The organism is Pseudomonas sp. H3_E04 (assembly GCF_054668915.1).
Genome location: NZ_CP162797.1, coordinates 2,011,387 through 2,037,539, shown reverse-complemented (window position 1 = coordinate 2,037,539; position 26,153 = coordinate 2,011,387). Strand labels below are relative to the sequence as shown.

General features: G+C 59.4%; 24 protein-coding genes. 12 read left to right on the top strand and 12 right to left on the bottom strand.

Annotated elements, in window-relative coordinates; translation table 11 throughout:
* Window positions 1–21 precede the first annotated feature (21 nt).
* The 3 genes from AB4N53_RS09150 to pepN are packed head-to-tail and all read left to right on the top strand — an operon-like array spanning window position 22 to window position 3,777.
* A complete protein-coding gene (locus tag AB4N53_RS09150; RefSeq protein WP_016774215.1) occupies window positions 22–282 on the top strand; it encodes a YeaC family protein in 261 nt (86 codons plus the stop codon).
* Entirely contained in the window at window positions 279–1,109 is an 831-nt protein-coding gene (locus tag AB4N53_RS09145; protein ID WP_460119964.1) for a DUF2797 domain-containing protein, read from the top strand. The genes AB4N53_RS09150 and AB4N53_RS09145 overlap by 4 nt, the downstream gene beginning before the upstream one ends.
* Before the next feature lie 10 nt (window positions 1,110–1,119).
* Window positions 1,120–3,777 (top strand): aminopeptidase N, encoded by a 2,658-nt coding sequence (gene pepN, locus AB4N53_RS09140; protein WP_460119962.1) that lies wholly within the window; start codon window positions 1,120–1,122, stop codon window positions 3,775–3,777.
* A gap of 110 nt (window positions 3,778–3,887) precedes the next feature.
* Here the strand turns inward: pepN and katG are convergent, their stop codons facing one another.
* A complete protein-coding gene (gene katG / locus AB4N53_RS09135; RefSeq protein ID WP_460119960.1) occupies window positions 3,888–6,161 on the bottom strand; it encodes a catalase/peroxidase HPI in 2,274 nt (757 codons plus the stop codon).
* Between the two features lie 260 nt (window positions 6,162–6,421).
* Between katG and AB4N53_RS09130 the strand changes: the two genes are divergently transcribed.
* The gene (locus tag AB4N53_RS09130) at window positions 6,422–6,850 is read left to right on the top strand and encodes a hypothetical protein (RefSeq protein WP_460119958.1); all 429 of its coding nucleotides are present in this window, start codon (window positions 6,422–6,424) and stop codon (window positions 6,848–6,850) included.
* A 9-nt stretch (window positions 6,851–6,859) separates the two neighbouring features.
* On the opposite strand, the gene AB4N53_RS09125 is transcribed toward AB4N53_RS09130, so the two are convergent.
* Window positions 6,860–9,070 carry an LTA synthase family protein gene (locus tag AB4N53_RS09125; protein WP_460119956.1) on the bottom strand — a complete coding sequence of 737 codons (2,211 nt, stop codon included), beginning with the start codon at window positions 9,068–9,070 and terminating at the stop codon, window positions 6,860–6,862.
* A gap of 325 nt (window positions 9,071–9,395) precedes the next feature.
* Between AB4N53_RS09125 and AB4N53_RS09120 the strand changes: the two genes are divergently transcribed.
* Window positions 9,396–10,412 (top strand): ABC transporter substrate-binding protein, encoded by a 1,017-nt coding sequence (locus AB4N53_RS09120; protein ID WP_460119954.1) that lies wholly within the window; start codon window positions 9,396–9,398, stop codon window positions 10,410–10,412.
* Between the two features lie 218 nt (window positions 10,413–10,630).
* Here the strand turns inward: AB4N53_RS09120 and AB4N53_RS09115 are convergent, their stop codons facing one another.
* Together AB4N53_RS09115 and AB4N53_RS09110 are read right to left on the bottom strand one after the other, a co-directional pair.
* Window positions 10,631–11,110, bottom strand: coding sequence for a copper chaperone PCu(A)C (locus AB4N53_RS09115; RefSeq protein ID WP_460119952.1), 480 nt, complete (start codon window positions 11,108–11,110; stop codon window positions 10,631–10,633).
* Window positions 11,110–11,715, bottom strand: a complete 606-nt coding sequence (locus tag AB4N53_RS09110) for an SCO family protein (protein ID WP_016774221.1) — start codon at window positions 11,713–11,715, stop codon at window positions 11,110–11,112. Before AB4N53_RS09110 ends, AB4N53_RS09115 begins: the two co-directional genes overlap by 1 nt.
* A gap of 275 nt (window positions 11,716–11,990) precedes the next feature.
* On the opposite strand from AB4N53_RS09110, the gene AB4N53_RS09105 reads away from it, so the two are divergent.
* Window positions 11,991–12,917 (top strand): Gfo/Idh/MocA family protein, encoded by a 927-nt coding sequence (locus AB4N53_RS09105; RefSeq protein ID WP_460119950.1) that lies wholly within the window; start codon window positions 11,991–11,993, stop codon window positions 12,915–12,917.
* Window positions 12,918–13,034: 117 nt separating this feature from the next.
* Here AB4N53_RS09105 and AB4N53_RS09100 read toward each other — a convergent pair whose 3' ends face one another.
* Complete coding sequence (locus AB4N53_RS09100) at window positions 13,035–13,772, bottom strand: Fic/DOC family protein (protein WP_460119948.1); 738 nt, start codon at window positions 13,770–13,772, stop codon at window positions 13,035–13,037.
* Window positions 13,769–14,032: a hypothetical protein gene (locus AB4N53_RS09095; RefSeq protein WP_217850025.1), complete on the bottom strand. Its 264-nt coding sequence runs from the start codon at window positions 14,030–14,032 to the stop codon at window positions 13,769–13,771. Before AB4N53_RS09095 ends, AB4N53_RS09100 begins: the two co-directional genes overlap by 4 nt.
* A 206-nt stretch (window positions 14,033–14,238) precedes the next feature.
* On the opposite strand from AB4N53_RS09095, the gene ycaC (AB4N53_RS09090) reads away from it, so the two are divergent.
* Together ycaC (AB4N53_RS09090) and AB4N53_RS09085 are read left to right on the top strand one after the other, a co-directional pair.
* Window positions 14,239–14,868 carry an isochorismate family cysteine hydrolase YcaC gene (ycaC, locus tag AB4N53_RS09090; RefSeq protein ID WP_016774235.1) on the top strand — a complete coding sequence of 210 codons (630 nt, stop codon included), beginning with the start codon at window positions 14,239–14,241 and terminating at the stop codon, window positions 14,866–14,868.
* Window positions 14,869–15,011: 143 nt separating this feature from the next.
* Window positions 15,012–15,212 carry a hypothetical protein gene (locus AB4N53_RS09085; RefSeq protein WP_460119946.1) on the top strand — a complete coding sequence of 67 codons (201 nt, stop codon included), beginning with the start codon at window positions 15,012–15,014 and terminating at the stop codon, window positions 15,210–15,212.
* Between the two features lie 34 nt (window positions 15,213–15,246).
* Here the strand turns inward: AB4N53_RS09085 and AB4N53_RS09080 are convergent, their stop codons facing one another.
* On the bottom strand, window positions 15,247–15,873 hold the full coding sequence (locus AB4N53_RS09080) for an XRE family transcriptional regulator (RefSeq protein ID WP_460119944.1): 627 nt from the start codon (window positions 15,871–15,873) through the stop codon (window positions 15,247–15,249).
* 46 nt (window positions 15,874–15,919) lie between these two features.
* Between AB4N53_RS09080 and AB4N53_RS09075 the strand changes: the two genes are divergently transcribed.
* On the top strand, window positions 15,920–16,615 hold the full coding sequence (locus tag AB4N53_RS09075; protein ID WP_110645813.1) for a B3/B4 domain-containing protein: 696 nt from the start codon (window positions 15,920–15,922) through the stop codon (window positions 16,613–16,615).
* A 1,083-nt stretch (window positions 16,616–17,698) separates the two neighbouring features.
* On the opposite strand, the gene AB4N53_RS09070 is transcribed toward AB4N53_RS09075, so the two are convergent.
* Both AB4N53_RS09070 and AB4N53_RS09065 read right to left on the bottom strand, forming a co-directional pair.
* Window positions 17,699–18,436 carry an SDR family oxidoreductase gene (locus AB4N53_RS09070; RefSeq protein ID WP_460119941.1) on the bottom strand — a complete coding sequence of 246 codons (738 nt, stop codon included), beginning with the start codon at window positions 18,434–18,436 and terminating at the stop codon, window positions 17,699–17,701.
* 127 nt (window positions 18,437–18,563) lie between these two features.
* On the bottom strand, window positions 18,564–19,445 hold the full coding sequence (locus AB4N53_RS09065; RefSeq protein ID WP_460125401.1) for a helix-turn-helix domain-containing protein: 882 nt from the start codon (window positions 19,443–19,445) through the stop codon (window positions 18,564–18,566).
* 258 nt (window positions 19,446–19,703) lie between these two features.
* Here AB4N53_RS09065 and AB4N53_RS09060 point away from each other — a divergent pair, with 258 nt between their 5' ends.
* Together AB4N53_RS09060 and AB4N53_RS09055 are read left to right on the top strand one after the other, a co-directional pair.
* Window positions 19,704–20,468, top strand: coding sequence for an SDR family NAD(P)-dependent oxidoreductase (locus AB4N53_RS09060; protein ID WP_460119939.1), 765 nt, complete (start codon window positions 19,704–19,706; stop codon window positions 20,466–20,468).
* Between the two features lie 174 nt (window positions 20,469–20,642).
* Window positions 20,643–21,560 carry an AraC family transcriptional regulator gene (locus AB4N53_RS09055; protein WP_460119937.1) on the top strand — a complete coding sequence of 306 codons (918 nt, stop codon included), beginning with the start codon at window positions 20,643–20,645 and terminating at the stop codon, window positions 21,558–21,560.
* Here AB4N53_RS09055 and AB4N53_RS09050 read toward each other — a convergent pair whose 3' ends face one another.
* Entirely contained in the window at window positions 21,561–22,490 is a 930-nt protein-coding gene (locus tag AB4N53_RS09050) for a LysR family transcriptional regulator (RefSeq protein WP_460119935.1), read from the bottom strand.
* A gap of 94 nt (window positions 22,491–22,584) precedes the next feature.
* Window positions 22,585–23,295 carry an SDR family NAD(P)-dependent oxidoreductase gene (locus tag AB4N53_RS09045; RefSeq protein ID WP_460119933.1) on the bottom strand — a complete coding sequence of 237 codons (711 nt, stop codon included), beginning with the start codon at window positions 23,293–23,295 and terminating at the stop codon, window positions 22,585–22,587.
* A gap of 265 nt (window positions 23,296–23,560) precedes the next feature.
* On the opposite strand from AB4N53_RS09045, the gene ycaC (AB4N53_RS09040) reads away from it, so the two are divergent.
* Window positions 23,561–24,190: an isochorismate family cysteine hydrolase YcaC gene (gene ycaC / locus AB4N53_RS09040; protein ID WP_460119931.1), complete on the top strand. Its 630-nt coding sequence runs from the start codon at window positions 23,561–23,563 to the stop codon at window positions 24,188–24,190.
* Window positions 24,191–25,374: 1,184 nt separating this feature from the next.
* Here ycaC (AB4N53_RS09040) and AB4N53_RS09035 read toward each other — a convergent pair.
* Window positions 25,375–26,073 (bottom strand): tRNA (adenine(22)-N(1))-methyltransferase, encoded by a 699-nt coding sequence (locus AB4N53_RS09035; RefSeq protein WP_460119929.1) that lies wholly within the window; start codon window positions 26,071–26,073, stop codon window positions 25,375–25,377.
* Between the last annotated feature and the right edge of the window lie 80 nt (window positions 26,074–26,153).

The window sequence follows — 26,153 nt, the reverse complement described above, 5'->3', positions numbered from 1 at the left end:
GTAAAGAGCGCGGAGACCCTGATGTCCTCTTTCAACGACATGATCAACAACATCACCCCGGACATCTACGAAAGCCTGAAACTGGCCGTGGAAATCGGCAAATGGTCCGACGGCAACAAACTCACCGCCGAGCAGCGCGAGCTGTCGTTGCAGGCAATGATTGCCTGGGAAATCCAGAACCTGCCGGAAGACCAGCGCACCGGTTACATGGGCCCGCAAGAGTGTGCGTCGAAGTCGATCGAAGTGCCGAACATCCTGTTCAAGTCGGATGCCATCCATTGATCGAGATTGGCCGCGGTGCAATCAGCAAAATGTCGGCGCGTCTGGACGGGTCGAACGTGCAGTACGCGTTTCGTCTGGATGACGTCGAGGTGCCGGTCAACCCGTTGATCGGCAGCACGCTGCGTTTGGAGTTCTTGGGAGTAATCCATTGCACCCATTGCGGGCGCAGGACAAAAACCAGTTTCAGTCAGGGTTATTGCTACCCGTGCATGACCAAACTGGCGCAATGCGATCTGTGCATCATGAGCCCGGAGCGCTGCCATTTCGACGCCGGCACCTGCCGCGATCCCGTGTGGGGTCAGCAGTTCTGCATGACCGATCATGTGGTTTATCTGGCCAACTCGTCGGGGATCAAGGTCGGCATCACCCGTGCCACGCAGTTGCCGACCCGCTGGCTCGATCAGGGCGCGAGTCAGGCGCTGCCGATCATGCGCGTATCCACGCGCCAGCAATCGGGGTTTGTCGAAGACCTGTTCCGCAGTCAGGTGGCGGACAAGACCAACTGGCGCGCACTGCTCAAGGGCGATGCGGCGGCGGTGGATCTGGCGCAGGTGCGTGATCAACTGTTCGAAAGCTGCGCAGAAGGCCTGCAAGGTTTGCAGGAGCGATTCGGCCTACAGGCAATTCAGACGATTGCCGATGTCGAGCCGCTGGAAATCCGCTACCCGGTCGAGCAATACCCGGCGAAAATCGTCAGCTTCAACCTGGACAAGAACCCGATTGCCGAAGGCACGCTGCTGGGGATCAAGGGCCAGTACCTGATCTTCGACACCGGCGTGATCAACATTCGTAAATACACGGCTTACCAGCTCGCCGTGCATCAATAAGGATTCCAGCATGCGCACCGAACAACCGAAGATGATTTACCTCAAGGACTATCAGGCGCCCGAGTACCTGATCGACGAAACCCACCTGACCTTCGAGTTGTTCGAGGACCACAGCCTGGTTCACGCGCAACTGGTGATGCGCCGCAACCCCGAGCGTGGCGCCGGCCTGCCGCCGCTGGTGCTCGACGGCCAGCAACTTGAACTGCTCTCGGTAACGCTGGCGGACCAGGAGCTGAGTGCCGCTGACTATCAAGTCTCGGACAGTCACCTGACCCTGCAGCCGACCAGTGAAACGTTCACCCTCGACACCAGCGTGCGCATCCACCCGGAAACCAATACCGCGCTGGAAGGCCTGTACAAGTCCGGCACGATGTTCTGCACCCAGTGCGAGGCCGAGGGCTTTCGCAAGATCACTTATTACCTCGACCGTCCGGACGTGATGAGCAAGTTCACTACCACCGTCGTGGCCGAACAGCACAGCTACCCGGTGCTGCTCTCCAACGGCAACCCGATCGCTTCCGGCCCCGGCGAAGACGGCCGGCACTGGGCGACCTGGGAGGACCCGTTCAAGAAACCCGCGTACCTGTTCGCGCTGGTCGCCGGTGACTTGTGGTGCGTCGAAGACACCTTCACCACCATGAGCCAGCGCAACGTCGCGCTGCGCATTTATGTCGAGCCGGAAAACATCGACAAGTGCCAGCACGCGATGAACAGCCTGAAGAAATCCATGCGCTGGGACGAAGAGGTCTACGGTCGCGAGTACGATCTGGACATCTTCATGATCGTCGCCGTCAACGATTTCAACATGGGCGCGATGGAGAACAAGGGCCTCAACATCTTCAACTCCAGCGCCGTGCTGGCCCGCGCCGAAACCGCGACTGATGCCGCGCACCAGCGGGTCGAGGCGATTGTCGCCCACGAATATTTCCACAACTGGTCGGGCAACCGCGTGACCTGCCGTGACTGGTTCCAGCTGTCGCTCAAGGAAGGCTTCACGGTGTTCCGCGATGCCGGTTTTTCCTCGGACATGAACTCGGCGACGGTCAAGCGTATTCAGGACGTGGCGTATCTGCGCACCCACCAGTTCGCCGAAGATGCCGGCCCGATGGCCCACGCCGTGCGCCCGGACAGCTTCATCGAGATTTCCAACTTCTACACCCTGACCGTGTACGAAAAGGGCTCGGAAGTAGTCGGCATGATCCACACCTTGCTGGGCGCCGAAGGCTTCCGTAAGGGCAGCGATCTGTACTTCGAACGCCACGACGGCCAGGCCGTGACCTGTGACGATTTCATCAAGGCCATGGAGGACGCCAATGGCGTCGACCTCAGTCAGTTCAAGCGCTGGTACAGTCAGGCCGGCACGCCGCGTCTGGCGGTGAGCGAGTCCTACGACGCTGCCGCAAAAACCTACAGTCTGACCTTCCGCCAGAGCTGCCCGCCGACTCCGGACAAAGTAGAAAAACTGCCATTCGTAATTCCGGTCGAGCTCGGCTTGCTCGACAGTCTGGGCAACGAAATCGCCCTGCGTCTGGCGGGCGAAACCTCGGCACAAGGCACCACTCGGGTGATCTCGGTGACCGAGGCCGAGCAGACCTTCACGTTCGTCGACATCGACGAACAGCCGCTGCCATCGCTGCTGCGCGGCTTTTCAGCACCGGTGAAACTGAGCTTCCCTTACAACCGCGATCAACTGATGTTCCTGATGCAGCACGACAGCGACGGTTTCAACCGCTGGGATGCCGGTCAGCAATTGTCGGTGCAAGTGCTTCAGGAACTGATTGCTCAGCAGCAGAAGGGCGAGAGCCTGAAGCTCGATCCGCGTCTGGTGTCGGCGCTGCGCACGGTGCTGTCCGATGAGTCGCTGGATCAGGCGATGGTTGCCGAAATGCTCTCGCTGCCGGGTGAGGCCTATCTCACCGAGATCAGCGAAGTGGCTGACGTCGAGGCGATTCATGTCGCCCGCGAATTTGCCCGCAAGCAACTCGCCGAAGGCTTGTTCGAAGCGCTGTGGCTGCGTTATCAGGCCAACCGCGACTTGTCGAAAAAGACACCGTACGTGGCTGAGGCCGAGCACTTCGCCCGTCGCGCCTTGCAGAACATCGCCCTGTCGTATCTGATGCTCAGCGGCAAGCCGGAAGTACTGGCAGCGGCCCTGGAGCAGTTCGAAACTGCCGACAACATGACCGAGCGCCTGACCGCGCTGGCCGTGCTGGTCAACTCGCCGTTCGAAGAGCAGAACGCCCTGGCTTTGGCCAGCTTCGCGGAGCACTTCAAGGACAATCCGCTGGTCATGGATCAGTGGTTCAGCGTGCAAGCCGGCAGCACCTTGCCGGGCGGGCTGGAGCGGGTGAAGGCGTTGATGCAGCACCCGGCGTTCAACATCAAGAACCCGAACAAGGTGCGGGCACTGATCGGCGCCTTCGCCGGGCAGAACCTGATCAACTTCCACGCGGCGGACGGTTCCGGTTATCGCTTCCTTGCCGACCTGGTGATCGAACTAAACGGCTTCAACCCACAGATCGCCTCGCGCCAACTGGCACCGCTGACCCGCTGGCGCAAATACGACAGCGCGCGTCAGGCGCTGATGAAGGCCGAGCTGGAGCGGATCCTGGCGTCCGGGTCGCTGTCCAGTGATGTGTATGAAGTGGTGAGCAAGAGCCTGGCGTAACCTGCTCCGGTAGGAGCTGTCGAGTGAAACGAGGCTGCGATCTTTTGATTTTGAAGATCAAAAGATCGCAGCCTTCGGCAGCTCCTGCATGAGGCGTTGCGTTTGCTCGGTTATCGCAGGTCAAACCGATCCAGATTCATCACCTTCGTCCATGCCTTGACGAAATCGTTGACGAACTGCGTCTTGGCATCGGCGCTGGCATACACCTCGGCCAATGCGCGCAATTGCGCATTCGAGCCGAACACCAGATCCACCCGAGTCGCCGTCCATTTCGCCGCCCCGGTCTTGCGCTCGCGACCCTCGAACTCGTCGGCATCCCGCGAGGTCGGCGTCCACTCCACGCCCATGTCCAGCAGGTGGGTGAAGAAGTCATTGCTCAGCGCTTCGGTTTTATCGGTGAAGACGCCATGTCGCGTCTGGCCGACGTTGGTGTTCAATACCCGTAAACCACCCACCAGCACGGTCATTTCCGGTGCGGTGAGGGTAAGCAATTGCGCCTTGTCGATCAGCAGGGTTTCTGCCGCAACCGTGTATTTGCCTTTGCTGTAATTGCGGAAACCATCGGCGATCGGTTCGAGGAAGCCGAACGATTCGACATCGGTCTGCTCCTGCGAAGCATCGACGCGGCCCGGCGAGAACGGCACCGACACTGAATGCCCGGCGTTTTGCGCGGCTTTCTCCACCCCGGCATTGCCGGCCAGCACGATCAAGTCAGCCAGCGAGATTTTCTTGCCACCGGCCGCGCCGTTGTTGAACTCGTTCTGAATGCCTTCCAGTGTGCTCAGCACCTTGTCCAGTTGCTCGGGCTGGTTGGCCTGCCAGAACTTCTGTGGGGCCAGACGCAAGCGCCCGCCGTTGGCACCGCCGCGCTTGTCTGAACCGCGGAAGGTCGACGCCGCCGCCCACGCGGTCGAGACCAGTTGTGACACCGACAGTCCTGAAGCCAGCACCTTGTTTTTCAGCGCAGTGGCGTCGCTGTCATCGATCAGCGGATGCGTTACGTCGGGCAGCGGGTCTTGCCAGAGCAATTCCTCTTGCGGCATTTCCGGCCCGAGGTAGCGAGAGAGCGGACCCATGTCCCGGTGGATCAGCTTGTACCAGGCGCGGGCGAACGCGTCGGCGAGTTGATCAGGATTGGCCAGGAAGCGCCGCGAGATCTGTTCATAGGCAGGATCGAAGCGCAGCGCGAGGTCGGAGGTCAGCATGGTCGGCGAGAGCTTCTTGCTCGGATCGTGAGCGTGGGGAACAGTGCCCGCACCCGCGCCGTTTTTCGGTTGCCACTGATTGGCGCCTGCCGGACTTTTGGTCAGCTCCCACTCGAAGCCGAACAGGTTTTCCAGATAGTTGTTGCTCCATTGCGTGGGCGTGGTAGTCCAGGTGACTTCCAGACCGCTGGTAATGGTGTCGGCGCCTTTGCCGGTGCCGAAGGCGTTTTTCCAGCCCAGACCTTGCTGCTCCAGACCTGCCGCTTCCGGCTCTGGGCCGACATTGTCGGCAGGGCCGGCGCCGTGGGTCTTGCCGAAGGCATGGCCGCCGGCGATCAGCGCCACGGTTTCTTCATCGTTCATGGCCATGCGGCCGAAGGTTTCGCGGATATCCTTGGCCGAGGCCACCGGATCCGGGTTGCCCTCAGGACCTTCCGGGTTCACGTAGATCAGGCCCATCTGTACGGCAGCGAGGGGGTTTTCCAGATTGCGTTCGCCCTGATCGGTGCGGCTTTCTTCGCGGCCATGCAAATCGGGCTCAGCCACCAGCGTGCCGTCGCCGGGCTCCTGCACCGGGCCATTGCTCTTGCCGTAACGGTTGTCGCCGCCGAGCCACTCGGTTTCCGAACCCCAGTACACATCTTCATCCGGTTCCCAGACATCGGCGCGGCCACCGGAAAAACCGAAGGTCTTGAAGCCCATGGATTCCAGCGCGACGTTGCCGGTGAGCACGATCAGGTCGGCCCAGGAAATGTTGCGTCCGTATTTCTGCTTGATCGGCCACAGCAAGCGGCGGGCCTTATCGAGGCTGACGTTGTCCGGCCAACTGTTGAGCGGCGCAAAGCGTTGCTGACCGGAACCGGCGCCCCCACGGCCGTCGGCGGTGCGATAGGTCCCGGCGCTGTGCCAGGCCATGCGCACGAACAGCGGACCGTAATGGCCGAAGTCGGCCGGCCACCAGTCCTGAGAATCAGTCATCAGCGCTTTGATGTCTTGTTTCAGCGCCTGGAAGTCGAGGCTTTTGAAGGCTTTGGCGTAGTCGAAGTCCTGGCCCAGCGGATCGGACTTGGGGGAATGCTGGCTGAGGATTTTCAGATTGAGTTGATTCGGCCACCAGTCACGGTTCGTCGTACCGCCGCCGGCGGCGTGGTTGAACGGGCATTTCGATTCGTTTGCCATGTTCGTATCCCTATCAGGTCTGCGGCCGGCTCGTGCCGACTTCGGACTGGTAAGGCTAGACCCGAGTTGGCAAGTCGGCTAATAGCCGCAGTCTTGGCAGGCGATAGGCAGGCTCTTTTGCTAGCGCGATATCGTGATGCAAAAGCGGCGTTATTTCGTAGCGATCTTAAAAACTGTCAGCTTTGACAGTGGTTGATACCACGCAATCACAATATGTTGGAGTCAACGCAACGTCACCTTTACCTCAAGGGAATATCGACATGTCTCAGGACAGAACAAGTGACCTTATGAACAAACGAAATGCTACCGGTAGCTTTGTCGCGTTTCTCGATGACGATAAATTTCTGGAGAGCAAGTTATGTGTTTATGCAGAGACCGAGAAGGAATTTATCATCATCGGAACTGACGATTTTAAACACACGGTGGATTTGTCTGTTCCGAATTCGTTGGAGGGAGATGGGCCTCACACAGTGACTTTTCCAACCATGGGACGGTATTGGAAGGTTGTGATCAATCATTTTGACCAACCCATTATTGAGGGTGAACTCATCGTCACCTTTGCCAATTTTCGCAAAACCGTAACAGGCACTTTTGCTCTGGATCTGGGAAAAGCCGGGAAAGTGACAGGCAATTTCGATCTTACACTCGATACCCCAAGGCAAAGTGACAGGCGAGCGCAGCCTTTATAAATAAAGACGTCAACTCGATTGCGCGGTGTCGTCCTCGGGCACGTCATCAAGAATGTCATCCTGCCCAGGCAGTTCAGTGATCACGCTGAAGTCCGAGACCTCGACCGCGCCATTGCCATAGCCCAGCAAATGAAACGAGAAGGCTTTGCGCGGCTGCGGGTTTTCAAAGCTGAAATCCATCTCCAGCGGCTGATCCGCCGTCGCCACCATTTCAGCCGGCAGGCCCAATTGCACGTCCTGTTCGAATTCCTTGGCCTTGAGCTGAATGTACGCCGCCTGCTGCGGATCGACCGAGCGCACGGTCAGGCGTACGCGGGTGTGTGAGCCTTTGGGCATTTCCAGGTATTGCGCGCCAATCAGGTTGTCGGCCCAGTCATCCTTGATCTGCGCTTGCAGAGGGATGATGTTGTTGCTCCCGAACTGGTAGCGATGATTGAGTGGTGTGCGCAGCAACGACAAGTCCAGGGCATCGGCGCGTGCGGCAATCTGTCGGGCCGGATGGCCGCTGTAGGTGCCTTTGTAGATGGCGCTTTCGGCGATGAAGCCGGCGCTTTGGTAGTAGCGGCAGCGGCGCGGCAGGTCGCACTCGGAGAAGATGCCCTGACCGTTGTGGTAGCGCAGTTTGCCGTTGGTGAAGGACATGATCTCGCGACCGGTATCGTAGTCGCGGAACAATGACCGCCCGCTCAGCGCAGTCGGCACCGGCAGGTCGAAATAGTCGAGAATCGAAGTGCTCAGATCGACGTGGCCGTAAACCCCGGCATTCAGACGCGGCAGCTGAGCCTGTTCCGGTGCCAGCGTCAGATTGAAACCCCATGACGAGGCCAGACGCACGCCGTCGATGCCATGGGATTCATCCGAGGTGATGACTACCAGCGTGTCCTTTAGAACACCTTGGCGTTCCAGTCCTGATAAAAACTGGTCCAGCGCATCGTCCAGATAACCGACGGCAGCCTGCTTCGGTGTTTCATAGCGCTGCAGATAATCGTCCGGTGCGGAGTAGGGCTGGTGGGTACCGACTGTCAGCAGCGTGAGCATCCACGGCTGTTTCTGTTTTTTCAGTTGGTCGACATAATCCAGCGCACCTTCGAAGAACGCCTTGTCATCCTTGCCCCACGGGAACTCCAGATAGTTGCTGTTGCTGAACCATTCCAGGCCATGGGTCGCATCGAAACCGATGTGCGGCATGATTTTGTCTTTGGCCATGAAGCGCAGGCCCGCGCCCTGCAAGTAATGAGTGCTGAAGCCGTGTTCGCGCAGCTGCGCCGGCAGGCAGGCCTGATTGCGCTCGTTGAGGGTGAGCATTTCCACGCCTTTGGGCGTGCCGTTGTTGAGCTTGTCGTAGTCACCGCACAGCATGGCGTACAGACCACGAATGGTTTGGTGGGTGTGCAGCACGTAATCCGGGGTGTTCATGCCGCGCTCGGCCCAGCGGCTGAGGTTGGGCATCAGGTCTTCCTGGTAATGACTGCCGATCGCTTCGCGGTTGGCGCGGATGTAGGCGCCGGGAATACCTTCCAGGGCAATGATCAGCACATTGCGCGCCTGACCCGGCGCAGCCAGCAGCTTCTGGCCATTGAGGTCAACGTCGGTGAGCCCGGCCATCGCCGGTGTGGGTTCTTCAACGTCGCCGTCCAGCCATTCCTCGGCCTGGATCTGCAGGTCGGCGACTTCGCTGGCGAGCAATTGATGCGGCAGGTTGTAAAGGCGCCAGGCGTCGCCGTCATTCGGCCACAGGTTTTGCGCTCCCCAATGTGCGGCGAACAACACGATTGGCGCGGCCCAGACAGAGCGAGGCAGAGCAGGGCGAGACAGGCCGCGACCAACAAACTGAGCCACCAGCCAGAAAACCAGCGCACCCAACAAAGAGATGGTCAGGGCAGGGTGCGCAAGTCCGCCGCCGGTGGAATTCTGGACGAACTGCGGATCGATCAGATAATGAATATCGGAAGGCGTCGGCAGCCGACCCACGGCGCTGACCAGTTCTGCCGTAGCGATCGCCAGCAGCGCCCAGAACACCAGCACTGGCAAGGCCAGCCACCACGCGCGGCGATGCAGCGCCACGATCAGCAGACTGCCGACGGCCAGGTCCGAGAGAAAGCCCAGCGGTGCCGACCAGCCCAGGGCCACACGCAGGCACACCGGCACCATCAATACCAGAACGATCAGGGAAACGAGGCGGGCATTCGGCCGCCGCAGCCAGTTGAAAAGAACGCTCACAAAAAGGCCTGCATGTCATCAAAGGGTCAAAAAAGTGTGGGTGATGATACCAAGAGCAGGAAGGCTGATCGGCTTTTTAAACCTGCGGCTGGCGATCCCTGAAATTTCCGGCGCCCGCAGCGGATGGGGGTTTCGAGCCTTAGAGCCGTTTTCAGAAGGGGCAGTTTTTTGTTTCAGACTGTTGTAGGCCTCTCCACCACTGATGAATATTCTCACCAGGCGTCGAGTCGCTCAGTGCTATAGATATGCGATAAAGGTATTTAATTTCTATTTTTTATAGCTATAAAGTCAGGCCTTTCAGCCATCCCCATGCTGCGAGGTTGTCATGGCCACACCGTTCAAACGTTCTGCGCTGACTCTGTTGGCTGCTACTCTGGCAGCGGGTGCGCTGTTCAGCAGCTTCGCCCAGGCCGAGGGCAAGATCAGCATCGCCCAGCAATTCGGCATCGGTTACCTGATTCTCGACGTCGTGCGCGATCAACAGCTGATCGAAAAACACGGCAAGGCCCAGGGCCTGGAGATCAAGGTCGACTGGAACAGCATTTCCGGCGCCACGGCGATGAACGAGGCGCTGCTTACCGGAGCGCTGGACGTCGTCTCGGCCGGCGTGCCGCCGATGCTCACCGTATGGGATCGCACCAAGGGCAAACAGAACGTCAAAGCCATCGCCGCGCTGGGCTCGATGCCCAATTACCTGCTGACCAACAACCCGAACATCAAAACCCTTAAGGACTTCAGCGACAAGGACCGCATCGCCGTGCCAGCCGCTGGCGTGGGTTTCCAGTCGCGCACCCTGCAGATTGAAACCGCCAGGGAATTCGGAGACGAGCAGTTCAAGAAGTTCGACAACATTTCAGTCAGCCTGCCGCACCCGGACGCTACCGCCGCGCTGATTGCCGGCGGCTCGGAAATCAACTCGCATTTCTCCAGCCCACCGTTTCAATACCAGGCGCTGCAAAACCCGAACGTGCACAAAGTGTTGAGTTCCTACGACATCCTCGGCGGCCCGGCGACGTTCAACGTGCTCTACACCACGGAAAAATTCCACGACGAAAACCCGAAAACCTACAAGGCGTTCTATGACGCACTGGCCGAAGCCGAGAAGATCATCAAGGCCGACAAACCCGCCGCCGCCCAAGCCTACATCCGCGTCGAACAATCGAAACTGCCGCTGGCACTGGTAGAGCAAATCGTCAAAGACCCGGAGATCGACTTCACCGTCGTACCGCAACGTACCTTCATCTATGCCGAGAAATTGCAGGAACTGGGTGTGTTGAAGAACAAGGCAGCGAGCTGGAAGGATTACTTCTTTGAAGAGGCGCATGGTGGTGCGGGGAGTTGAGGCTTGGATATCACCCAGAATTAATGTGGGAGCGAGCCTGCTCGCGAAAGCGCAGTTTCAGCCACAGATGATTTGACTGACCTGATGCCTTCGCGAGCAGGCTCGCTCCCACAGGTTTAGGGGCTTAAGCCTTCTACCGGCCAATAAAAAACGGGGCGGCCCGATCATCGATCAGGCCGCCCCGTTTTATGTCGGGCGAACAGTTTTTCAGGCAGCGATCAATGCATCTTGCTGTGATCGTGGCCGCCCATGTTGGTCAGCGCGCGAACCGGTGCTTTGACTTCGATGGTTTCTTTCTCGCCCTTGGCGTTTTCCACGGTCAGGGTCAGCGGCACGCTGTCGCCTTCCTTCAACTGACCGGTCAGGCCCATCAGCATCACGTGGTAGCCGTTCGGGTCGAAGCTCACGGCTTTGCCGGCTGGCAGCTCAACCGATTTCACCGGGCCCATGGTCATCACATCGTTTTTCATGCTCATTTCATGAATCTGCACGTCCTTGGCCACTGGCGAGGCAACGCTGAGCAGCCTGCTGTCGGTGTCGGCAGTGACGGTCATGAACGCGCCGCTGGCGGACTGGGTCGGCACGGTGGCACGGACCCAGGCGTCGTCGATTTTGGTCTGCGCCGACACCTGGAAGGCCAGGCCGAGCAGGGACAGTGCACATACGGTGCGTTTGAGGTGATTCAGAACGGGATGCATCAGCAGACCTCCATAACAGTAAGCAAATCTTCCGTGCACTCTTGAGCCGTCAGCGAAGTGGACAGGCCCAGGCGCAACTCACCACGCGAGTCATAGACGTAGCTGGTGGACGTATGGGAGATGGTGTAGGTGTCGCCGGCCGGGACTTTCTCGTAGAACACGTCGAATTCCTTGGCGGTGGCCTTGGTTTCCTCAAGCGTGCCGTACAGCGCGACGAAGCTCGGGTCGAAGGCTTTGACGTAGGCGTCGAGGATCTGCGGCGTATCGCGCTCGGGGTCGAGGGTGATGAACACCACTTGCAAACGATCGCCGTCGCGGCCCATGAGTTTCTTGATCTGCGCGGCGCGGGCCAGGGTGGTGGGGCAAACGGCCGGGCACTGGGTGAAGCCGAAGAAGATCATCGGCATCATTCCGCGAAAGCTCGACAGCGACATGGTTTCGCCTTCGGGGTTCTTCAGCTTGAAGGTGCGTCCGAGGATCTTGTCGCTCAGATCCTTGCCGTACTTGTACGACAGTTGGCCACGGGTATCGCAACCGGCGAGCAGGCCGAGCCCGAGTACGCCCATTCCCGCAAGTACCTTGCGGCGAGTCAACAAAGCCGTCATCTAATACCGCCTTTTGCAGCCCGCGAGTCGGCAGGACTGGCGGGGGGTTAACCGTAAAAGCGCCGCATGATAGCAAACTGAGGCTGATCGCCGGCCGCCGAACGCCGCGCGGTGCCGGATCGGGCGACAAAAGGTGTAAGAAGAAATGACGGATACACCTCATTCGTCCGTTGTGATCAGAGTCGATTTAAATAGTATGACGATTGGAGGCGGGCGCAGAAACACGTACTCTTGCCGCTGCGCTGCAAAGACCAAAACAACAACAGGAGTCTGTAATGCAACCGATTCGTCTCGGCCTGGTGGGCTACGGCAAGATCGCCCAGGATCAACACGTCCCCGCCATCCTCGCCAACCCCGCGTTCCAGTTAGTGGCGGTCGCTACCCAAGGCAAACCTTGCGCCGGGGTGGAAAACTTCCAGTCTCTGGGCGAGCTGCTCGAGAACGGCCCGACCGTCGATGCGATTGCGTTCTGCACGCCGCCGCAAGGGCGCTTCGCGCTGGTGCAACAGGCATTGGCGGCCGGCAAACACGTGCTGGTGGAAAAACCGCCCTGTGCAACGTTGGGCGAGGCCATGGCCCTGGTCGATCAGGTCGCCGAACAGGGTGTCAGCGCTTTGTTCGCCTGGCATTCACGCTATGCGCCGGGCATCGCCGCCGCCCGCGACTGGCTGGCCAGCCGCACCCTGCAAAGCGTACAGATCGACTGGAAGGAAGATGTACGCAAATGGCATCCGGGTCAGGCATGGATCTGGCAACCGGGCGGCCTCGGTGTGTTCGACCCGGGCATCAACGCCTTGTCGATCATCACCCACCTGTTGGCGCTGCCGCTGTTTGTCGAAGCCGCCCAGCTGCGCGTGCCGAGCAACTGCCAGTCGCCGATTGCCGCCTCGATCAAAATGTCCGATGCGCATCAGCTGGACGTGCGCGCCGAGTTCGATTTCGACCATGGCCACGACGAACTGTGGAGCATCGAAATCCGCTGCGCCGAAGGCGTCCTGCGTCTGGACAATGGCGGTGCGGTGCTGAGCATCGACGGCGTGCGCCAACGCGTGTCGGAGGAGGGCGAGTACGCAGCGGTCTATCGCCACTTCCAGCAATTGATCGGCGACAAGGCCAGCGACCTCGACCTGCAACCGTTGCGCCTGGTGGCGGACAGTTTCTTTGTCGGTAGTCGGGCGTTGGTTGAACCGTTTTACGATTGAGTGAATTTCAGCTTGAGTCGTCAGGGCGCGTAAGCAGGTCTGCGTCGCCCAGACGGCAAGGTCAAGAGACTGGCTGCCAGACAACTAACGCCTGCTTTTAACAGCAGGCTTCTGCAGTCACTTTATTGGCTGCGTTCTGTAGGTTTCATACAGTTGCTGAATGTCGGGATTGTCCAGATTCGCGTAGACGATTCCTTCCTTGTCCAAACCGTCCAACCCTTTGATATCGCCAATCACTCCGGGCCATTCCTCACGGCTTGAGATGTCTACGACGTGAGGCTTCAGATAATCGTCCAGGTAGCCTCTGGAAGGATCGCGGATCTCGTCGCTGAGCGCCCGTAAATACGCATCTTTGTTGGTCTTCGACCAATCGATGGCAAACTTGGCCCGGTAGCACAGTTCCATGTGAACAAGCAGGATAGTCCGCCCATTACCATCCAGAAACGGATGAGCGAAAGCCAATTGGCCCATCACCTCGCCAGGGCGCTCGTGGAAGCGTTTTTTGTTTGCAGCCAGCTCCAGCGCATATTCGACGGATCTTTTGATCAGCTCAGGTCGCTCGAAAGGTGTGTGATGCGGATCGTCTTTTGATCCTTTGAAAACCGCGAGGTGGGGAACCAGCTCATTCCTGTCTTTGCCTGACCATGGGTAGAAACCGGCAAACAGGATTTCATGAGTTCTGAGTACCGCTTGATAGTCGATGGATCTTTTTTTTGCCAGATGAGCAAGGGCGTCTTCGATACTGGCTTCGAAAGAGAGATGTTCCGATTCCTTTACTTCAGCCGGGTCTTTCAGCTTGAGCGAGTTGCGAAGGTAGCCTTCAGTTTCGAAATCGCCGAAGGGGTCGAACGTCATGCGCTGAGCTGCTTCTTCGAATGCCTTTTTTCCTGAAGGTAACGTCCTTGTAAGGCCATGATTTCAGACTTGTTCAAGACACCCTTTCGCTTCAGGTTGACCAGCAGTTGCTCAACACTGTCCAGTTCAACGGCATCACCGGCGAGCCGCGTTATCGTCACCGCCATGCGACTCAGGCCGTCACGCTCGGCGCCTACCCTGTGTTTTTCCGCGAGCTTGCGAACTTCGCTCGCGACGCTGTCAGTGGCTGATTCGCTCATTGTTAATCCCTCGTTTTCTCTGTCGGAGCATAGCATGGCGACGTTCTGGCGGATTAACCGTCGAGCATTTTCAACGTTTGCCATTGTCCGGTTTGAGTGGACGGTGAAACGCTTTTCAGCCGATTTATCCCTTTGCTGTGCGTCAGTAATCTGTACCCAACTTGAACGCAACAACAAAACTTCAAACTTGAAAAGGGACGCACTCCATGACCACTCCAACCTACAACCGCCTGAACAAAGACGACGCTATCGTGCTGCTGGTTGACCACCAGACCGGTCTGATCTCGCTGGTGCAGGACTTCTCGCCGAACGAGTTCAAGAACAACGTGCTGGCGCTGGCGGATCTGGCCAAGTTCTTCGACCTGCCAACCATCCTCACCACCAGCTTCGAACAAGGCCCGAACGGCCCGCTGGTACCGGAGCTGAAAGAGATGTTCCCGGACGCGCCGTACATCGCTCGCCCAGGTCAGATCAATGCTTGGGACAACGAAGACTTCGTCAAGGCAATCAAGGCCACCGGGCGCAAGCAGATCATCATTGCCGGTGTGGTAACGGATGTGTGTGTAGCGTTCCCGACCCTGTCGGCGCTGGCGGAAGGTTTTGATGTGTTCGTGGTGACTGATGCGTCCGGCACCTTCAACACCACCGTGCAGCAAGCCGCGTGGAGCCGCATGACTCAGGCCGGCGCGCAGATGATGAACTGGTTCTCGGTGGCCTGTGAGCTGCACCGCGACTGGCGCAACGACATTGAAGGCCTGGGTAACCTGCTGTCGCAGCGGATTCCCAACTATCGCAACCTGATGAACAGCTACTCGGCGCTGACGCAGCAGAAGTAAGCCTCCAACACAACGCAAAAGCCTGCCTCGAAAGCAGGCTTTTGCGTTTTCTACAGAAAGCCGTTCGTCCATTGCCGGGCACTTGTCACGCGCCGGCATTTCACACATTCAGGTACCTATCGCTGAACACCTCGGAGACCGACATGGACATTGATGAAAACGCACCGGGCAACCAGTCGCAACAAGCCGTGACGCGCACCACCGACAACGAGACCGGGCACGATCCCAAGCGCGAAAACCCCGAGGCGCCTTTGCCGCCGGACGATGAGGCGCCTGTAGAAGAAGACATGTCGGATGTGGATGCGGCCAATTCGGTTTCGACGGAGCATCCGCCGTCACGCTGAGTGAGCGATTTAATCGATGCCTCCCACTCTGGAATTAGAGTGAGAGGCTCTCCCGCGCACCCTGATGCAGTTCAGTAACCGACATTGTGAAAACCAGTTTCGCTCGCCCATGGTTGGCATACCCATGCGCCACATCGGTCCGCGCCACCGCCGAACACCCAGGCCCGACAATCAGCTCGGCATCGCCAACCTGCAAATGCAACGTGCCTTTCTCGACATGAAACAGCTCTGTGGTGCCATTCGGGTGACCGGCTGAAGCAAATGACTCGCCGGGAAACAACTCCCAGCGCCACAACTCGAGCATGTTCGGGCCGCTGGTGCCGGCCAGCAGGCGCGCTGATCCACCCAGCTCACCGGTCCATAGCGTGGGAATGTCCTGACTATCAATCAGGTGCGCCGTCGGAGTGTCGGCGACATTGACGAAATCCGCCACGGACAAGCCCAGCGCCGCGGCGATTTTGCACAATGTCGCGATGCTAGGGTTGGCCGAGCCTTTCTCGATCTCGACCACCATGCCTTTGCTCACGCCGGAGCGTCTGGACAGCTCATCCAGGGTGATGCCTTGTTGTTTGCGCGCCTGTTTGAGCGTGCGCGACACCGCCGCGCTGACGGTCTCAACGTCGGCGCCGGCTTCGGTCGATATATTGACTTTCTTGGTCATTGATCGCTAGCATCGTTTGAAATTCGGGTATGAGGGGGATTCTGGGATGCTGTCTGTCGTGCCGTCAATCGATCCGGCTGTTGCGCAACTCGCGCCGGGCTTCAGAGCGCTGAGTATTGTCGTGCAAGCGGCGCCGATTACTCAGGCATACGTGGCCGGTGAAGCACTGGCCAAAGCTTGCCAGATCGTCGCCAACGGTGGCCCGGCATGGGCGCCCGCGCACTTGCAGGCCTGGGCGGACGTGTTTCGCCAGTTCGGTGCCAAGCCGCAGCGCACGCCGTGCTCGGCCGAGGCTCTGCGCAAACGGGTGTTGCGCGACGGCGAGTTGCCGAGCATCGATCCGGTGGTTGATCTGTACAACGCCATCAGCCTCGAGTACGCGATTCCGGTCGGCGGCGAGAATGCGCAAGCCTACATAGGCTCACCGCGTCTGGTCGTCGCCGATGGCAGCGAACCGTTCGACACGATGAAAGAAGGCCAGCCCGCGCACGAATTCCCGGACGCTGGCGAAGTGGTCTGGCGCGATGACCAAGGCGTGACCTGCCGGCGCTGGAACTGGCGCCAAGGCGTGCGAACCCGCCTTGATGCGCAGGCGCAGCACATGTGGTTCATCCTCGAAAGCCTGCCGGCGATGCCGCTGGAAGCGCTGACCGAGGCCGGCGACAAGCTCATCGAAGGCCTGCAGCAAATGATGCCCGGCGCCGAGATCGAAAGCATGTTGATCGGGCCGGGAGCGCGTTAGGTTAGATATGAGTGCCAGCCCATTTCGTCAGCGGCACCGCGATTGCCTGTGAGAGCGAGCCTGCTCGCGAAGGCGGCGGTACATTCAACATCATGTTCGCCTGACCCAGCGCTTTCGCGAGCAGGCTCGCTCCCACAATGTTCCGTGTTGACCAATGATTTGGTGGTGCCACAAAAAACCTGTGGGAGCGGGCTTGCCCGCGAAGGCGGCGGTGCATTCAACATCATGTTCGCCTGACTCACCGCTTTCGCGAGCACGCTCGCTCCCACAATGTTCCGTGTTGACCAATGATTTGGTGGTGCCACAAAAAACCTGTGGGAGCGGGCTTGCCCGCGAAGGCGGCGGTATATTCAACATCATGTTCGCCTGACTCACCGCTTTCGCGAGCAGGCTCGCTCCCACAGTGTTCCGTGTTGACCAATGATTTGGTGGTGCCACAAAAAACCTGTGGGAGCGAGCCTGCTCGCGAAGACGGCGGCACATTCAACATCCTATTCGCCTGACCCAGCACTTTCGCGAGCAGACTCGCTCCCACAATGTTCCGTGTTGACCATTGATTTGGTGGCGCCACAACCACACTGTGGGAGCGAGCCTGCTCGCGAAGACGGCGGCACATTCAACCTCTTTGCCGGCTGATCCACCGCTTTCGCGAGCAGGCTCACTCCCACAATGTTCCGTGTTGACCATTAATTTGGTGGCGCCACTAATTCCCTGTGGGAGCGAGCCTGCTCGCGAAGACGGCGGCACATTCAACCTCTTTGCCGACTGATCCAGCACTTTCGCGAGCAGGCTCGCTCCCACAATGTTCCGTGTTGACCATTGATTTGGTGGCGCCACAAATTCCCTGTGGGAGCGAGCCTGCTCGCGAAGACGGTGGTACATCCAACATCTTTGCCGGCTGATCCAGCGCTTTCGCGAGCAGGCGCGCTCCCACAGTCTTCCGTGTTGACCAATGATTTGGTGGCGCCATGAATTCCCTGTGGGAGCGAGCCTGCTCGCGAAGACGGCGGCACATTCAACATCTTTGCCGACTGATCCAGCACTTTCTCGAGCAGGCTCGCTCCCACAGATTGACTCCTGGTTTCAATAAGGGCTCGCGGTCGGGCGGACGATCAGTTCGCTGACGTCGACGTCTGCCGGTTGTTCGACGGCGTAGGCAATCGCGCGGGCGATGGCTTCGGCGGGGATGGCGATCTTGCGGAAAGACTTCATCTCCGCGCGGCCACCTTCGTCGGAGATGCTGTCGGCCAGTTCCGATTCAGTCACGCCCGGTGCGATGACAGTGACGCGGATATCGCCGCCGACTTCCTGGCGCAGGCCTTCGGAAATCGCCCGTACCGCATATTTGGTCGCGCAGTACACCGCCGCAGTCGGGCTGACCGCGTAGGCACCGATCGAGGCGATGTTGATGATCTGCCCGGCGCGCTGGCGCTGCATCAACGGCAGGCTGGCGGCGATGCCGTGGAGTACGCCACGGATGTTGACGTCGATCATGCGGTTCCACTCATCGACCTTCAGCGCATCCAGCCGTGACAACGGCATCACGCCGGCATTGTTGACCAGCACATCGACGCGGCCGTAGTGCTCCACGGCAAAATCGACGAAGCGCTGCACATCCTGCTGATCGGTGACGTCCAGTGCGCGGAACTGCGCGTGGCCACCGGCGCCGTTGATCTCTTCGGCAATCACTGCCAGACGCTCGGTGCGCCGTGCACCCAACACCACTTTGGCGCCACGGGCGGCGAGCAGGCGTGCGCTGGCTTCGCCGATGCCGCTGCTGGCGCCGGTAATCACGATCACTTTGTCTTGAATGTTCAGCATGACGTCGTCCTCTTCTATGTGCCCGTGAGTGGGCTTGGAAGAAGATTAAGTGCGGCGGCTCATGGGTTATTAATCGATTCCTCCACCGGATTTGCCCAATTCTGCTGCGTCGCTTTTCGAACGTTCTTTAACCGCCGCGTGGTGCATCGCGATAGGCACTCGGAGTTACCCCGACTTCACGGCGGAATACCTGGGAAAAGTGGCTGGGGCTGGAGTAGCCAACCTCCAGGCCAATGTCGATCACGCTGCGTGCGGTCTCCAGCAACAGATGACGCGCGCGGCTGATGCGCAGGCGGATGAAGTATTGCGAGGGCGATAAACCGGTGGCGCGCTTGAAGGTGCGGCTGAAGTGGTAGTCGCTCAGCTCAGCGACTGCGGCCAGATGACTGAGGCTGAAATCCTCCGCGAGATGCGCATTCATGGCTTCGATCACCCGACGCAGTTTGTAGGCGGGCAGGGCGTTGTCGCGGCGCGGGTTGCTGTCGGGGTCGAGATAATGACGCAGCAAATGAATCGCCAACGCCTGAGCCAGGCTGTGCACCAGCAGTGCGCTGGGCTGGCGCTGTTGTGTGAGTTCGATTCGTAATTGCTCAAGAATGAAGCTGACCTGCTCGTCACGCGCACCGGACACATCGACAAACGTCACTGCACCCGCCTGTTCGCCGAACGCTTCGCGCGCCGCTTGTTCGATCAGGCCCAGACCGAGGTACAGGTGCATGACTTCGAAGACCTCGCAACCTTCGGTTTGCCAGCGCATTTCGTAGGGTTCGCGGGTGTTGGTCAGGAAGAAGTCGCCCGCCGTGACCTGGCTCGCCTGCCACTCTCCGCCCAACGAACGTTCTTCGACCCGGGCAGTGCCAACCAGTACCAGCACCAGCAGCGGTTCGGCCACGCATGGCACGCGGATCGGCTCGAGCAGGGTTTGATGGCGGAACAACTGCACCACCGCATCCTTGATCTGCGGCCGCGCCATCGTCGTTTCCGCAACACCGGGCAGATGCTCCGGCATGGCTTCGGCGGCGATGCGCGCGGGCTGGCTGATTGTTGGTGTAGCGGGGCTGGCAGGGGGCACAGGACGCTCCATCAAAAGCTTCGGCTGTGAATGATTTTGCAGGTTAGGGCGGGCGGGCAGGAAATTCCAGCGCAAAACTCCGACAGTCCCGGCAATCGCCCGAAAGCCCGGCGGCGGACAGTGCGCGACAGTGAAGGCGTGTTTACGACCGCGCCATCAGGCGCAACACCGATTCGCTATCGAGGAGTTAAAACCATGACTGATTTCAACCACACCCTGCCTCAAGAAGTCGCCGGTAAAGTTGCCCTGGTCACTGGCGCGGCCAGCGGCATCGGCAAGGCGATCGCGCTGATGCTGCACGCTCGCGGGGCCAAGGTGATTGCCGAAGACCTCAACCCGGCTGTCGAAGCACTGGCTCGTCCCGATCTGGTGCCGCTGGTGGCGGACATCACCGAGGACGGCGCCGCCGAACGTGCAGTAGGCCTTGCCGTCGAGCAGTTCGGGCGCCTGGATATTCTGGTCAACAACGCCGGGATCATCATCAACAAAGCGGTGATCGACATGAGCCGCGACGACTGGGAAAAGATCCAGGCAGTGAATGCCACGGCAGCTTTCCTGCACTGCCGCGAAGCGGTCAAGGCGATGATCCCGAACAAGTCCGGTGCAATCGTCAATATTGCTTCCTATGCGTCGTACTTTGCCTTTCCGACCATTGCCGCCTACACCGCTTCCAAAGGTGCGCTGGCGCAATTGACTCGTACGCTGGCCCTGGAAGTCATCGAACACGGCATTCGCGTCAATGCCATCGGCGTCGGCGATGTGGTGACCAATATCCTCAATGATGTAGTTGAGGACGGCCAAGGGTTCCTCGCGCAGCACGGCGAAGCGGCGCCGATCGGTCGGGCGGCGCAGCCGGAAGAGATCGCCGAAATCGTGACCTTTCTTGCCTCCGGCCGCGCCAGTTTCATGGTCGGCTCGGTGGTCATGGCCGATGGCGGCATGACGGTAACGGCGGGTTGATAGTGGGGTGAGAAACCAAGGGCGCGTGTGAGAACGCGCCCATGGCTTTGCCGCGATCACGAGCACGCAGAATCAGGCAAATCTGCAGCATCTTTGATCTAGTCGCCGCTGGGTAAAACTGGCTAATCTTCCTGGGCAGTTGACCCACCTTCGTCTGCTTTCGAGGCCCTTTGCATGGATAACCACGACGCTTCCATCCTCCACGACACGGCGGTGTATCGCGCCGAACTGGTGCGCTTGCTGACTCAACGCTTCGACGCGCCGGGCACCTACGAAACCGCGATTGCGCCGCTGCACGTGATCCGTTTCGATGGGCCGTCCGAGCTGATTCATGTCGTGCACCGTCCGGCGCTATGCCTGATCGTGCAGGGGCGCAAGGAAGTCGGGCTGGGTGACGAACGTTTCCTCTACGACCCGTTGAATTACCTGGTGGTGTCGGTGACGTTGCCGGTGTCAGGACGGGTGATCGAAGCCTCGCCCGAAGCACCGTATTTTTGCGTTCGGCTGGATTTCGACCCGGCGCAACTGACGCAACTGATTGCCGAATCGCCGCTGACCGGCATGCCGCAGGACGCCGGGCGCGGGATGTTTCTCGACAAAATCGACGTGACATTGCTCGACACCATGCTGCGTCTGGTGCGCCTGCTCGATAATCCGCGCGACATTGGCATGCTCGCGCCGATGGTGTTGCGTGAGCTGTATTACCGCCTGCTGCGCGGCCAGCACGGGCATCTGTTGTATGAAATCGCCGTCAGCGATTCGCAGACCCATCGGGTCACGCGGGCCATCGACTGGCTGAACAAGAATTTCACCGAGCCGCTGCGCATCGACGCGCTGGCGCAGGTGGCCAATCTGAGCAATTCGGCGCTGCATCACCGCTTCAAAGCCGTCACCGCGATGAGCCCGCTGCAGTATCAAAAACAGCTGCGCCTGCAAGAGGCGCGGCGGCTGATCATCAATGAAGGGCTGGATGTGTCCAGCGCCTGCTATCGCGTCGGCTACGAAAGTGCCTCGCAGTTCAGCCGCGAATACAACCGCCAGTTCGGCTGCCCGCCGTCGAAGGAACTCAGCCGCCTGCGTCAGACCGGTTGATTACCGCGCGGGTCCTGCCCATTCCTCACGAAACCCCAACAGAAAATCCACAAACGCCCGCACCCGTTGCGGCACATAGCGGCCGTGCGGGTAGAGCAGGGTGTAGGGGCGCGAACGTCCGGCGTACGGTTGCAGTACTTCAATCAGGCGGCCATCGGCGAGTTCCTGCTCGACGATGAAGCGGTAAGTCTGAAACAGTCCGGCGCCGTGCTTGGCCAACGTCACACCGCCGAGCACATCGTCGGAGCAGGAATAGCCCCCGTCAGAGACCACTTCCAGGTCTCTGCCGTTTTCCTGGAACAGCCAGGAAATCCGCCGCCCACTGCTGGGTAATTCGAACTGGATGCACTCATGCTCGATCAGGTCGTCGAGGGTCTGCGGCGTGCCGGCTATGTGCAGATATTCGGGGGCGGCAACCACAACCAGACTGGCGTCTTCCAGAAGGCGCGCGATCAGGGTCGAGTCCGGTTGCGCGCGTACGCGTATCGCCAGGTCGTAGCCTTCTTCAACGAAGTCGATATTGCGATTGCCCAAGTGCACGTCGACCGTGACCTCGGGGTACAGTGCGCGAAATTTCGGCAGCAGCGGCAGGATGCGGTGGTGCCCGTAGGTGGTTGGCAGGCTGATGCGCAAGCGACCTGAGGGCGAAGTCTGTGCGCCCATGACTTCCTGCTGCGCTTCGATCAGTTGCGTCAGGGCCTGGCTGCATTGTTCGAAGAAGCTCCGTCCGGCGTCGGTGAGGCGGATGCTGCGCGTGGTGCGGGCAAACAGTCGCGAACCCAAGCGTTGCTCCAGACGCAGAATCGACCGGCTCACGGCCGCCGGCGTGACCCCGGCCAGTTGCGCAGCGGCGGTGAAGCTGCCGGCTTCGGCGGCTAGGCAGAACAGTTCGATACTGCCTAACTGCAAGTCTTCAAAATGGCGTTTCATTGTGGCTCGCACCGAGGTTCGACGGACGTTCATCCTCTGTGTACCACAACCAACGACGCCGCCGGTATCCACCGGCGGCGTTGCAGGGTTTCGATCAATGGCCGGCGCTCTGGCCTCCGTCGACATGCAGGATCTCGCCAGTGACGAAATTTGCACCGTCGAGGTAGAGGATCGCTTGCACGATGTCGTCGATTTCCCCCATGTGGCCGACCGGGTGCAGGCTGCCCAGCGCCTGATGGGTTTCCTCGGCGTGCATCGGCGTCTTGATGATGCCCGGCGACACGGCGTTGACCCGGATGCCGCGCTTGGCGTACTCGATCGCCAGGGATTTGGTCGCGGCGTTGATGCCACCCTTGGTCAGCGACGCCAATACCGACGGCACGCCATCGATTGCATGATCGACCAGGCTGGTGGTCACGCTGACGACGTGGCCGTTGCGGTGTTTTTCCATCTCCGCGATGGCCAGTTGCGAAATGTAAAAGAAGCCACTCATGTTGGTCGCCACGACCTGGGCATAGTCCGCCTGGCTGTAAGCGGTGAACGGCTTGGCCAGAAAGATCCCGGCATTGTTGATCAGCGTATCGACGCGACCGAACCGGGCCACGGCAGCACGAATCACGCGCTCGGCGGTTTGCGGATCGGCAATGTCACCGGCGACGGTCAGGACATCCGGGTCGCTCGACTCTTTGATCGAGCGCGAGGTAGCGACCACTTGATGGCCAAGGGCGCGAAAGCCTTCGACCAGACCTGCACCAATGCCTTGCGAGGCGCCGGTGATGACAACTACTTTTTTCGATGTGCTCATGATGATTTCCTCTGTCGCTTGCCCGTCGGAATGGCGGGTGGCTGTTGGAGAGGACTTTAGAAAGTTGCGAGGAGTTGATAAATGGGGGCTGAGGTACTTCATTTGTACTGTGGTGTATCTAATCGGAGCGAGACTTGAACGATTGTCTCGTTTGAGTGGACGGTGAAACGCTTTTCAGCCGATTTATCCCTTTGCTGTGCGTCAGTAATCTGTACCCAACTTGAACGCAACAACAAAACTTCAAACTTGAAAAGGGACGCACTCCATGACCACTCCAACCTACAACCGCCTGAACAAAGACGACGCTATCGTGCTGCTGGTTGACCACCAGACCGGTCTGATCTCGCTGGTGCAGGACTTCTCGCCGAACGAGTTCAAGAACAACGTGCTGGCGCTGGCGGATCTGGCCAAGTTCTTCGACCTGCCAACCATCCTCACCACCAGCTTCGAACAAGGCCCGAACGGCCCGCTGGTGCCGGAGTTGAAAGAAATGTTCCCGGACGCGCCGTACATCGCTCGCCCAGGTCAGATCAACGCGTGGGACAACGAAGACTTCGTCAAGGCAATCAAGGCCACCGGGCGCAAGCAGATCATCATTGCCGGTGTGGTAACGGATGTGTGTGTAGCGTTCCCGACCCTGTCGGCGCTGGCGGAAGGTTTTGATGTGTTCGTGGTGACTGATGCGTCCGGCACCTTCAACACCACCGTGCAGCAAGCCGCGTGGAGCCGCATGACTCAGGCTGGCGCGCAGATGATGAACTGGTTCTCGGTGGCATGCGAACTGCACCGCGACTGGCGCAACGACATTGAAGGCCTGGGTAACCTGCTGTCGCAGCGGATTCCCAACTATCGCAACCTGATGAACAGCTACGCGGCCCTGACGCAGCAGAAGTAAGTTCATCACTCACGCAAAAGCCTGCTGTGAAAGCAGGCGTTTTTGCGTTGGCGAATTGAAACACGGTCAACTGTAGAAGCGAGCCTGCTGGCGATTGCGGTACACCAGTCTAAGAAAATGCCGAATGTACCTGCGCTTTCGCGAGCAAGCCCACTCCCACATTGGCTATGCGTTGCGCTACATGTCCCAAGCCAATCCCAATCCCCTGTGGGAGCGGGCTTGCCCGCGAAAGCGGCGGCATATTCAACATCCATGTCAGCTGACGAACCGCAATCGCGAGCAGCCTCACTTCCACAGAACAATGCATTTTTCCTGACAAAACACCGTCAACTGTAGGAGCGAGCCTGCTCGCGATAGCATTGGACCAGTCAATGAAGATGCTGGATGTTCCGACGCCTTCGCGAGCAAGCCCGCTCCCACATTGGTTATGTGCTACACCACAAATTTCAAGCCGATCCCGAATCCCCTGTGGGAGCGAGCCTGCTCGCGATTGCGGTACACCCGTCAATGAAGATGCTGGATGTTCCGACGCTTTCGCGAGCAAGCCCGCTCCCACATTGGTTATGTGCTACACCACAAATTCCAAGCCGATCCCGAATCCCCTGTGGGAGCGAGCCTGCTCGCGATTGCGGTACACCCGTCAATGAAGGTGCTGGATGTTCCGACGCCTTCGCGAGCAGGCCCGCTCCCACATTGGTTACGCGCTACACCACAAATTCCAAGCCGATCCCGAATCCCCTGTGGGAGCGAGCCTGCTCGCGATTGCGGTACACCCATCAATGAAGATGCTGGATGTTCCGACGCCTTCGCGAGCAAGCCCGCTCCCACATTGGTTATGTGCTACACCACAAATTCCAAGCCGATCCCGAATCCCCTGTGGGAGCGAGCCTGCTCGCGAATGCGGTACACCCGTCAATGAAGGTGCTGGATGTTCCGACGCTTTCGCGAGCAAGCCCGCTCCCACATTGGTTATGTGCTACACCACAAATTCCAAGCCGATCTCGAATCCCCTGTAGGAGCGAGCCTGCTCGCGATAGCATTGGACCAGTCAATGAAGATGCTGGATGTTCCGACGCTTTCGCGAGCAAGCCCGCTCCCACATTGGTTATGTGCCACACCACAAATTCCAAGCCGATCCCGAATCCCCTGTGGGAGCGAGCCTGCTCGCGAAGAGGTCGGCACAGTCACCCGAGCAATTCGTTGATCCACTGCATTTCTTGCCTCAGCGCCCGAATTTTGTCCTCCGGCAACGCCTGTTGCGCGCGCGTGAACTGCCCCAAGGTCTTCTGCCGCTGACTCAGCCTGCGTTGCCACTTGTGCAGAAAGGCAGGGCTGCGCGTCTGCAGATGCAGCGGTCCGAAAAACAATTCCCTGGTGTTGTAAGTCAGCGGTTCAACGGCTGGCTCGGCCACGATGATTTCGTAGTCGAAGCGGTTCTCGTGCAGCACCTCCTCACCGATGATCCGATAGCCGTTGTCCATCAGCCACTGGCGCAACGGTTGTTCGCCACCGTTGGGTTGCAGGATCAATCGTTCGTTGCCGTTGAGGTGGACTTTGCCGTTTTCGAAGATGTCGCGAATGGTTTCGCCACCCATGCCGCACAGGGTGATGGCGCTGATCGCATCGTCAGGTTTGATTGCCGCCAGGCCATCGGCCAGGCGCACGCTGATCTGGCCGTGCAGGTCGTTGTCCTTAACGGTGCGTTGCGCCGAGTGAAATGGCGTCAACGTGACCTCGCCAGCCACCGCCGCTGTAATAAGTCCGCGGCGCATCAGGGCAACGGGCAGATAGGCGTGATCGGAGCCGATATCGGCCAGTCGTGCGCCGACCGGCACGTGAGCGGCGACGCGTTCAAGGCGCATGGACAATGTCTGTTGGTTCAACGGCGACCCCTGTTCACCCAACGGTGGAAAAAGGGGTGCGACTCTGGCGAGCAACGCGGGCGCTGTCAAATCGCGCCGAT